At 50.6% G+C, this 10178-nt stretch carries 8 protein-coding genes and 1 pseudogene; 6 read left to right on the top strand and 3 right to left on the bottom strand.

The genetic code is table 11. The features are described from left to right. Window positions 1–11 precede the first annotated feature (11 nt). Window positions 12–1610 carry an FGGY-family carbohydrate kinase gene (locus SPM24T3_RS11540; RefSeq protein WP_009636929.1) on the bottom strand — a complete coding sequence of 533 codons (1599 nt, stop codon included), beginning with the start codon at window positions 1608–1610 and terminating at the stop codon, window positions 12–14. Between the two features lie 395 nt (window positions 1611–2005). Here SPM24T3_RS11540 and SPM24T3_RS11545 point away from each other — a divergent pair, with 395 nt between their 5' ends. The 5 genes from SPM24T3_RS11545 (at window position 2006) to SPM24T3_RS11565 (ending at window position 7341) form a co-directional block, all read left to right on the top strand. Beyond that, on the top strand, window positions 2006–2659 hold the full coding sequence (locus tag SPM24T3_RS11545; protein ID WP_037378283.1) for a DUF2291 family protein: 654 nt from the start codon (window positions 2006–2008) through the stop codon (window positions 2657–2659). Continuing rightward, complete coding sequence (locus SPM24T3_RS11550) at window positions 2656–4194, top strand: sugar ABC transporter ATP-binding protein (RefSeq protein WP_009636931.1); 1539 nt, start codon at window positions 2656–2658, stop codon at window positions 4192–4194. The genes SPM24T3_RS11545 and SPM24T3_RS11550 overlap by 4 nt, the downstream gene beginning before the upstream one ends. 41 nt (window positions 4195–4235) lie before the next feature. Continuing rightward, entirely contained in the window at window positions 4236–5303 is a 1068-nt protein-coding gene (locus SPM24T3_RS11555; RefSeq protein ID WP_009636932.1) for an ABC transporter permease, read from the top strand. Window positions 5304–5356: 53 nt separating this feature from the next. Further along, a complete protein-coding gene (locus tag SPM24T3_RS11560) occupies window positions 5357–6310 on the top strand; it encodes a D-ribose ABC transporter substrate-binding protein (RefSeq protein WP_009636933.1) in 954 nt (317 codons plus the stop codon). Window positions 6311–6468: 158 nt separating this feature from the next. Then, on the top strand, window positions 6469–7341 hold the full coding sequence (locus SPM24T3_RS11565; RefSeq protein WP_009636934.1) for a DeoR/GlpR family DNA-binding transcription regulator: 873 nt from the start codon (window positions 6469–6471) through the stop codon (window positions 7339–7341). A gap of 91 nt (window positions 7342–7432) precedes the next feature. On the opposite strand, the gene SPM24T3_RS11570 is transcribed toward SPM24T3_RS11565, so the two are convergent. Beyond that, on the bottom strand, window positions 7433–8233 hold the full coding sequence (locus tag SPM24T3_RS11570) for an SDR family oxidoreductase (RefSeq protein WP_009636935.1): 801 nt from the start codon (window positions 8231–8233) through the stop codon (window positions 7433–7435). 418 nt (window positions 8234–8651) lie between these two features. Further along, entirely contained in the window at window positions 8652–9614 is a 963-nt protein-coding gene (locus SPM24T3_RS11575) for a VirK/YbjX family protein (RefSeq protein WP_009636936.1), read from the bottom strand. Between the two features lie 452 nt (window positions 9615–10066). On the opposite strand from SPM24T3_RS11575, the pseudogene SPM24T3_RS26150 reads away from it, so the two are divergent. After that, window positions 10067–10144: pseudogene (locus SPM24T3_RS26150) on the top strand (tyrosine-type recombinase/integrase); the annotation flags it as partial. Window positions 10145–10178: the final 34 nt, after the last annotated feature.

Raw genomic sequence — 10178 nt, forward strand, 5'->3', positions numbered from 1 at the left:
TCATTCATCGGTTACTCCTTGCAGGCGCGACGCTGTGCCGCCTGATTAATAGACTGCAATTCGGACCACACTGGCGGCAGAACCTGCCGAGTTTGCCGATAGGTTTCAAACAGCCGATCATAGTGGCTGGCAAGCTCTGGTGGCGGCACTTCTACCGCGCTGAGCAGCGGCGTAACCCAAGTGGCAATACAGCTGTCCATATCGGGATACGCGCCAATGGCCACTGCGGCCATCATTGCCGCGCCCGCTGCGCCAGCCTCATCGCGCCCACTGACTCTCACCGGCGTGCCAATGCAGGCTGAAAGGATCCGTCGCACCTGCGCCGAACGTACTGCGCCGCCGGACAGCCGAAGCTCGTGCGGGGCGACGTCGGACATGGCTCGATAGCAGTCGCGCGCCGCCATGCCAATCCCCTCAATGACTGCTCGAAGCAAATCGCCATAACCGTGGCTATAGCGCAAACCAATAAAGCTGGCGCGGGCATCGGCGTTAACAAACGGACCGCGCTCTCCGGCCAGCGAAATATAAGGATGATAAAGCAGGCCATCGGCGTGAGTTTTGCTCAACCACTGATCGAGATGCTTCACGAGCGTCGGGTGATCTGCCGTGCCGCCAAACTCTTCAATCAGCGTCAGCGTCATATTTAACAACCAGTCAAGATTCAGTGCGGCAGCCATATTGGTTTGCATCTGCGTAACCTGATTGGCAATCGGCAGCGTGATGACATAACCGGTCTGCTCGGCGTTAAGGATAACCTCGGAGGAATGTACCGAGCGCATGTGTACGCCGGTCGAGCCCAGAATCGAACACGCCGTATTGTTATTCCCGGCTCCGGCTGCGCCGGTATGCACTCCTGCGCCCAGCCCTGTCATCACCATATCGACATAGCCAAGACACACCGGCGTTCCCGCGCGCAGTCCGATAGCCTCGGCGGCCTCAGGCGTTAACGGGTGTGTTATTTGTGAACCATCAACAATTTCTGGCAGCAGATAACGGCGATCGCCCAGCCCCAGAGCGTCGATCACGACCGGCTCATAATCGCGATGGCGAAAATTACCGAAGGTAAAGCAGGCCTCGGAAGGATCCGTCGCACGCACGCCAGTGAGATTAAGGTACAGCCAGTCTTTGCAGTGCATTACCGACTCGGCGCTGTCCAGCTGCTCGCGATGGTGAACATTCATATACGCCAGTTGCGCGCCCTGCTGGCAGGTATTAAGCCCAGTGCCGGTGGCGCTGAATCGCTGACGCGAAAGCTCGGAGCGTTCGAGCCGAGTCACCGTTTCGGCAGCGCGGGCATCGAGCCAGATCCACGCGTCCCCCACCGGACGGTTGTCTTTGCCCACCAGCCAGGTGCCATCGCCCTGCGCGGTAACGGCCAAAGCCACCACCCGCGAAGCCAGATTCTCAATGTCATCCCCCAGTTTGCGAATTGCGCCAACGCAATCGTGCCAGGTTTGAGCCATTGACTGTAACGCCGAACCGTCTTCGCCACGTTGATAGGTATTTCTGACCGATGCACAGCCTAACTGTTGACCCTCAAGGTCAAACGCGACGGCCTTTACCACCGAGGTGCCGGAGTCTATGCCGAGAATAATGTCGCGGTTATCCATGTATTACTCCCGAGGTTTGAAGGGGGAAAATAAACATACCACTAAGCTAACATAGAGAATGAATTAAATTTCATATCAAATAAAATTTTTCATTAAAGTTAGCGTTGTCGATCACATTTTTGTTGCATAAATGATCACATTTGGTGGGAAAGTCTTTATTGTCTATTAACCAGCAGGCGCTGAATAGCCTAATGAACAGGAAAGAGATCCAGATCTCCTACCAGAAAAAAAGTCTCGGAAACGATTGACAGAAAGTAGGTGCGGCAACATTTTTAATGTTAACTATCTTCAATTTTATAACATTACACCGCCAATGAGACGCGATTAGATATGATATTAATCACACTAGCTGTGTGATTTAGCTTAAACCAGGCAGTCACTATGAGGTCAATGCTATGTCTACCCTTTCCACCTTTTCACATCAGGTCAGCCCAAGAACCCTAAAAAGGTGGGGTGTGACGCTGGCCGTCACACTGGCGTTGCTGGTTGCCATCGGCCTGAATACGAAAGTGGTAAAAATAGGTTCTGCAGAAGATGCAGCCGAACAAGCTTTTGCACCGGATAAATACGGCGAAAAAGCGTTTCCGGAAATTCAGAAAAGCGTCATGGGCCGCGCGGTGGATGCTGCCACGCTGGCCACGGCGCTAAACGCTGATGCCAATGCAGCGAAAACCAAATACGGCGTCGGCGACGCTTTGCCGGTTTTTTCGGTTTCATTCACCGGCGTGGTCGGCGCAGGTTCCTCGGGAATTTATCAGGTGAAGGTCGCGGGACTGCCGGATGATCTCAAAATCCGTCTGCAAACCGGCCCGGCGATTAACGGCACCGACCTGCGCGACGCTACCGGCACCATCCAGTTTGGCGATTTCAAAAACCAGATTGAGTATCAAAATGCCGGTTCGGGTATTAACCGCGAGATGAAAAAAGTGGTGTTAAGCAAAATCGATACCGCCAATCTCAGCGGAAAAACCGTCAAAGTCACTGGCGTTTTCCGCCTGCTTAATCCGAAAAACTGGCTGGTAACGCCGGTGGAGATGGTTGTCCAATGAATACTGAAAAGTTATTAGCCAGCCTCACCGGGGGCGAGATAGTGCTGTCGGCACGCAATATCAGCAAAGTTTATGGTTCAACCCACGCTTTGAAAGATGTGGATTTTGATATTCGACGCGGCCAGGTGACTACGCTGTTTGGCGAGAACGGTGCTGGAAAATCGACACTGATGAAGATTTTGTCTGGCGTTGTGACGCCAAGCTCCGGACAAATCTTGCTTAACGGCGAGCCGGTAATCTTCAATTCGACCAATCAGGCGCGTGAATGCGGGATCTCAATCATTCATCAAGAACTTAACCTTTCGCCGAATATGAACGTACGCGACAACATTTTCGTTGGCCGCGAGCTACATCAGGCCACTGGGGTGAATTTCGCCGAAGAAGAGCGAATCGCCCGTGAACTGATGGATGAGTTGGAAGAGGAAATCGACCCACTGACCCTGGTAGAAGACTTACGCCTCGGCCAGCAGCAGATCGTCGAGATCGCTCGCGCGCTGGCGGTTAAATCGCGGATTTTGATTATGGACGAACCCACCTCGGCGCTCAGTGCGGTAGAGGTTGAAGTCCTGTTCAAGATCATCCGCGATCTCACCAGTCGAGGAGTGGCGATCGTCTACATCTCCCATCATCTGGAAGAAGCGCTGGAAATCACCGATCGCGCAGTGGTGCTGCGTGACGGCGTGATGACCGCCTATGCCAAACGTGAAGATATCGATTTGCAGTGGATTGTCCGCAACATGGTGGGTGAGCATTTTGATCTCGGTTCACCTCCGACCGGCTACGAGTTTGGGCAACCGGCGTTGCAGGTGAAAGATCTGACAGTGAAAGGCCCGACCGGAATCAAGGTGGTCGACAACTTGTCACTGGAAGTACGGGCCGGAGAAATTGTTTGTATTTATGGCCTGATGGGCGCAGGACGCACAGAGTTGATGGAATGTATCGCGGGCCGAACTCACGCGGAAAAAGGCAGTATTACTTTAAATAATAAAGAAATTTCAGGTTTCAGTATCGCCGACAGAATTGAGAACGGTTTGGCACTGGTGCCAGAAGACCGTCAGCGCGATGGGCTAATTCAGACCATGAGTGTCGGTGAAAATTTGTCTCTTGCCAGCATCGGGGAATTTGTAAAAAGAATGGTGTTGTCGCCCAAACGTGAAAAACAGCTGGTCAATGATTCCATTCGTAATGTGACGGTAAAAACCTCCGGCGGCGAGGCCACTATTGGCTCGCTGTCCGGCGGGAATCAGCAAAAAGTCGTGATCGGCAAGATGCTGGCGACGCATCCGAAAGTTGTCTTGCTTGACGAGCCCAGCCGCGGGATTGATATCGGTGCCAAAGCCGAAGTTTTCAGGCTACTGGCCGAGAATGCCAAAAAAGGGCTAGCGGTGATTTATTCCACCTCTGAAGTGGGCGAATGTTTGAGCGTGGCACATCGCATCATCGTGATGAGCAAGGGGCATATTTCGGCCATCTTCGATGCCAGTGCTACCAAAGAACAGATTATGGCCGCCTCGGGCGAATCGCTGGTTGCCTGACCAACAGAATATGGCTTCACAAATAAGGGGAAGCGAAAATTATGAACAACAGAACCCATGCCCTGAACACTGCGCCGGCTCCGGCGGAGAAGGCCAGGAAAAAATCGGCCCATCGCGGTTTCAGCATTGCCAAGCTGCTGCTGGAAGGACGCGCATTCTTTGCTTTAGTACTAATAATCATCGTGTTTTCGTTTATGTCACCGAATTACTTCGATTCAGCCAACTTCCTGACGATGGCTTCGCACGTTGCCATCTTCGGGCTGCCCGCCATCGGCATGCTGCTAGTTATCCTCAATGGCGGCATTGACTTGTCGGTGGGGTCCACGCTGGGTTTAGCCGGAGTATTTGCCGGTTTTCTGATGCAAGGCGTCAACCTTCAAGCCTTCGGGGTTATCCTCTATTTCCCTGTCTGGGCGGTAGTCATCCTGACCATTGCATTGGGCGCGGTGGTTGGGCTGGTTAACGGCGTGCTGGTCGCAGTGTTTCGCGTTCCGGCTTTCGTGGCAACCTTAGGCTCTTTATATGTTGCACGCGGTATTGCCCTGTTGATGACTAACGGCCTGACTTACAACAAACTTTCAGGCGAACAGGCGCTAGGCAATACCGGCTTTGACTGGCTCGGCTTCAACCGCATCTTCAACATTCCTATCGGCGTTTTGACCCTGTGTGTTATCGCGCTGGCCTGCGGTTTTCTGCTTAGCCGCACCGCGTTTGGCCGCTGGCTGTACGCATCAGGCGGTAACGAACGCGCCGCCGATCTCTCCGGCGTGCCGGTTAAACGTGTCAAAATTATCGTCTACGTGCTCTCCGGCGTGTGTGCTGCAATTGCCGGGCTGGTGCTTTCTTCCCAGCTGACCTCCGCAGGCCCGACCGCAGGGACTACCTATGAACTCACCGCGATTGCCGCCGTAGTGATAGGAGGTGCAGCGCTGACCGGCGGTCGCGGCAACGTGCGCGGCACACTGCTCGGCGCGTTTGTTATCGGCTTCCTTTCCGACGGCCTGGTGATTATCGGCGTATCAGCCTACTGGCAAACCGTGTTCACAGGTGCGGTTATCGTACTGGCCGTATTGCTCAATACCCTGCAATACGGAAGACGTAGCAAGTAATAAGTCATTAATAAAAAGACAAAAATCTACCCTACAACACTGGAGTATCTCACATGTTCCATAATAGTAAGCGTTACCTTGCGATTGCCGCCGTCGCTGCCATGACCGTGTTCGCTACCCCCTCCTGGGCGGCAAAAGGACTGATGACCATTATTGTCAACGACCCATCCAACCCTTACTGGTATACCGAGGGGCAGGTTGCCAAAGCGCAGGCTGAAAAATTGGGCTATTCCGCGACGGTCAGCGCACATAAAGGCGACACCAATACCGAAAGCCAGCTGATTGATACTGCGATCACCAACAAATCGAAAGCGATCATTCTTGATCCAGCCAACGCCGACGGCTCGGTAGGATCGGTTAAAAAAGCTATCGCCGCCGGTATTCCGGTGTTTGTGATTAATGCCGAACTAAACCAGAGCGGTCTGGCCAAGGCACAGCTGGTTTCCAACAATGCACAAGGTGCCGCATTGGGTGCTCAGGAATGGGTTAAAGCGGTCGGCGACAGCGGTAATTATGTCGAGCTGCTGGGTTCTCAGTCTGACAACAACGCCGCGACCCGCGCCAACGGTTATGACACCGTGCTGTCGCAGTATCCTGATTTGAAACAGGTTGCCAAAGAAGTGGCCAACTGGGACCGTACTCAAGGCTACAACAAAATGCAGTCAATGTTGCAGGCTCATCCTGATATTAAAGGGGTAATCAGCGGTAATGACGAAATGGCGCTGGGTGCAATCGCCGCCTTGAAAGAAGCCGGCAAGCTTAATCAGGTTAAAGTTGGCGCTTTCGATGGATCGCCTGATGCCGTTGACGCGGTTAAAGCCGGAACCCTGGCATATACCGTAATGCAGCCAGTGGCCGTATTTGCCGCCAAAGCCATTGATGAAGCTGATACTTTCCTGAAAACCGGCAAAACCGGGGCGAAACAAGAGAAACAGCTTTTTGACTGCGTGTTGATTAATAAAGACAACGCGGCGAAATATACTTCGGCATTTAAACTGTCCGAATAATCACGGCTCAGGCGCTTAACATTCCAATCTGTCAGGTTTTTTTACTCCGCTGATTTGCCAAACCGGTAAATCAGCGCTGTAATAGGCTCGGTTTTTACAGGACACCCACGGCGGGTACATGGTCAGGGGTGACGTTAATACGTCTTTTGGATATCACTATGGCTCAGGCTCCTCAAAATAATGCTGTCGATGTTTTCATGGCGGAAGTACTGCCCAGCGACAGCCGCCAGGCCAGACAGCTCGCGCGCCGCCAGCTGATCGTCGAAGCGGTGATGGCCGAAGGGGCGATTCGTATAGAAGATATCACCGATCGTTTTAGTATCAGCCTGATGACTGCCCACCGCGATATCGACGAACTGGTCGAGCGTGGACTGCTAAGAAAATCACGCGGCGTGGTATCGGCAACGGCCACTAGCCTGATCGAGTCCAGCGACGTTTACCGTTCAACCCGCCAGTTAGAAGAAAAATGCGCCTTGGCCGAAGTAGCGGCCGGTTATATCGAACCGGGTCAGGCGATTTTCTTTGACGACTCCACCACCGTATTGCAGATGGCGCGCTATCTGCCGTCCAAAGCCCCATTGACGGTAATCACCAATTCTCTGACCGTGATGAGCGAACTGAAAGAGATGCGCGACATCACGCTGATGGGCCTCGGCGGACAGTTTTATAACTGGTGCAATGCGTTTATGGGCCAGATGACGCGCAAAGAGATCGGCAATCTGCAGGCGGATATGTTTTTTGTCAGCATGTCGGCGATTATCGACGATCGCGTTTATCACCAATCTGCAGAAATGGTCGAGACAAAGCGCGCGATGTTTGACTCTTCCGAGAAAAGAATCCTGCTGATCGACCACACCAAATTCGAACGCCGCGCGCTGCACAGTTTTGCCAACCTCGCAGAATTCGACGTAGTGATCGTCAATCAGGGCACGCCTTTGCCAATCATTCAGCGTATGAAAGATAAAGGCATTAATGTAGTGATTGCGCCGATGAAACCGGGGACGGGAATTGAAGCTATAGACCGCGAATAACCCTGCTTTAAGCTGCTGTTCACGTTGAGCAGAGTTGTGAATATCACGATGTGGTAAAAGGGGCGGCCTTGGCTTCAAAACCTTTATCGGTTTAACCGTTATCCTGGAATCCTGGATACAAGCTCATCCCGCCATCAACGAAAATCGTCGTGCCGTGGACATAATCTGAAAGGTCACTGGCTAACCAAACCACAGCATTGGCGACATCTTCCGGGTCGCCGATACGACCATAGGGCACCAGCTTGAGTATTTTTTCAGTCCCGTCGCCTGCACGACTGCTAGCATTTATAGGCGTTGCTATTGCACCCGGGGCTACCGAATTGACGCGGATCTTTTCGCCACCAATCTCCTGAGCGATACTGCGCATCAACATATCCACCCCACCCTTTGAAGCAGCGTAGTTAACGTGCCCACCCCAGGGAATAACCTGATGTACCGAGCTCATGTGGATGATTTTCCCAATCGCACGACTTACATCCCTTTTTGAACCCTGCTTGCGGAATTGGCGCAGTGCGGCGCGGGCACAAAGGAATTGGCCGGTGAGATTGACCTCTAATACCTTGTTCCATTGTTCAAGAGTCATCTCGCCAACCGGGGAATCCTTCTGCAATCCAGAGTTGGCCACTAAAATATCCAACGCCCCGAATTTTGCGAGCGTTTGTTCAAACAGCCGCTCGACATCATCCTCTTTCGAGACGTCTGCACCTAATGCGATAGCCTGCCCGCCCTGCGAAATAATTTTTGCTGCCAGCGCCTCGGCAGGTTCTGCATGACTGTTGTAGTTAATCACTACGCTAGCACCCTGTGCCGCTAATCCTTCGGCACAGGCGAAGCCAAGACCTGAACTGGCACCGGTAACGAGTGCAACCTGATTGCTCAAAGACAAATTCATGTTTAATCCTTTTTATAATTCCAGTCATTAAAGAGTAGTGCAGTTTTAAAGCTTGCTCTCAAGGAATAACTGGAGGGATCTCTTTCTTACATTCCATAACAATTTTCTGATTAGCGATTAATATCGAAACATTCGGATGAAGAAATATAATATTAGGATTACCAGATTATTTTACTTTTTGAATGAGGTTAAAATGCCTGAAGAATTTATAAATAATATAGACCGGTAAATCTGATTTAACTTACTGAAGATGCGAAAAAAAAATATCTCGATTGTGAAAAGCAGCCCGGTAAAGCGCCGATTACCCGCGTTATTAGAGATTTGCAAACGGCATTTGGGCATGGCAACCAGCAAGGTTATTACTCACGCTGGCTGCCGTTGATAACAGATGACTAAATATGCGACAGCTTGATCAATACTATATAGCTTCAGCAATTGTGCTTTCATCTGGTTGAGGCAAAGGCATATTCATTTGTTCGGCCATGCTATCCATCAACTCGAAGCGACGGCGATATTCGGCTCTTTTTTTGCTCGGAATATTTTCCAATAACTTACGTTCAGCCATTACCGGCAGTTTCCAAAGCTGTTTATTTTCCTTGATACCACCCAACGATTCCCAGAATTCATCATAACTGGCGTGAAAATGACGCCCCTTGTTCAAACGGTAACGCAGCGCCCGAAAAACATGCCCATCATTACTGACACCGCGAATCATCCTGATAGAAGTTCGCGCTGCCAATAGCCAGATAAACTCCATCAACAGTCTTTTTGGAAACAATCCGTGGCAGTTACGCGTAGCGTCCTTAATAACTTCATGAGACACCTGTTGCCTAGGTCCCTGAAGGCCGCCGATTACCAGGCACCAATCCGCTTTTACCTGTAAAACACAAAACGTCAAACTAGCCAATAACCTGTCATTATTATCGCGCAGCCAAAGTGTTGTTTCACCCTCTCGATCGGCTTTGTGCGCACTAGAGGCCAAAAGAGTAAAGTTTGTTTCGCCTTTTCCTGCTAATTGCAGCAACGCAACTTCATGCGGGGAAATAAATGCCCTGGCCAATCGCAAGTCTGGCAGCGAGTCAATATAGCGGTAGTAGTCGACTATTGCTGCAGCACGCTGACGAGCACTCAACCCTAACATCAAATAGTGACGATGGGGTTTACCTGGCAACGTAGTTTGCGCATTCAATAAATATTCAAAGTCTGCGCGTCGAGCAAGACTTTCCAACATTTTTTGAGTCGGACCAAAATAAATTGCGGTGCGAATCATAAATTTTAAACGATAATTTTTTTGCTTCCAGATTGAACCGGGCGTAAGTTTCCCAGTAATCAAGTCGGCAATAATATTAGGACGTGACGGTGCTAACTCTTTATTTTTCATAATACAAATACTATTCCCATTTCCGAGTGCTCTCCGAAAAACAGAAAGCTTAAAATTAATTACGTTATCAATTTTTTATTTATTAAATGAATTTCTCTATAGCTTTTCCCAAAGAAATTTATTTATTTCATGACGCTGTATTCGATAAGCGATGATCTCTTTCGAAGCAGTTGAGGTCGTCATTTTAACATTCGGCGACGGGAATCGAAGTGAAGAAGTCACTTGGTTTATTCAGTGTTTATCTTTCAGGTAAAGATGAGAATCTGTGAGATATAAATCGGCAATCTACGAGCCATTCTGTTGTATCAGCAAGTCGTAAATTATCGGTGGTTGTGTTTATCAACAGTTTCACGCAATGGTTGAGGCTAAACGCGCAAAGTTTGAATTTGAGAGCAATCACCCAGCAGATCGATATGCAGAGGAAAGTTGCATGAATACACCCGGAGAATGCTAAAGCGGCGGGAATTACAGATTTTCGTTTTCATGGCCTTCGCCACACTTGGGCAAGCTGGTTAATACAAGCTGGCGTACGGCAGCAGTGACGGATGAGATGTCATACTGTCA

The sequence above is a fragment of the Serratia sp. M24T3 genome (assembly GCF_000257645.1).
Lineage (GTDB): Bacteria > Pseudomonadota > Gammaproteobacteria > Enterobacterales > Enterobacteriaceae > Rouxiella.

Bases quoted from the DNA above. Each gene is read 5' to 3' on its own strand.
- SPM24T3_RS11555 (WP_009636932.1), top strand. From the start codon at position 4,236: ATGAACAACAGAACCCATGCCCTGAACACTGCGCCGGCTCCGGCGGAG.
- SPM24T3_RS11540 (WP_009636929.1), bottom strand. From the start codon at position 1,610: ATGGATAACCGCGACATTATTCTCGGCATAGACTCCGGCACCTCGGTG.
- SPM24T3_RS11575 (WP_009636936.1), bottom strand. From the start codon at position 9,614: ATGAAAAATAAAGAGTTAGCACCGTCACGTCCTAATATTATTGCCGAC.
- SPM24T3_RS11560 (WP_009636933.1), top strand. From the start codon at position 5,357: ATGTTCCATAATAGTAAGCGTTACCTTGCGATTGCCGCCGTCGCTGCC.
- SPM24T3_RS11565 (WP_009636934.1), top strand. From the start codon at position 6,469: ATGGCTCAGGCTCCTCAAAATAATGCTGTCGATGTTTTCATGGCGGAA.
- SPM24T3_RS11550 (WP_009636931.1), top strand. From the start codon at position 2,656: ATGAATACTGAAAAGTTATTAGCCAGCCTCACCGGGGGCGAGATAGTG.
- SPM24T3_RS11545 (WP_037378283.1), top strand. From the start codon at position 2,006: ATGTCTACCCTTTCCACCTTTTCACATCAGGTCAGCCCAAGAACCCTA.
- SPM24T3_RS11570 (WP_009636935.1), bottom strand. From the start codon at position 8,233: ATGAATTTGTCTTTGAGCAATCAGGTTGCACTCGTTACCGGTGCCAGT.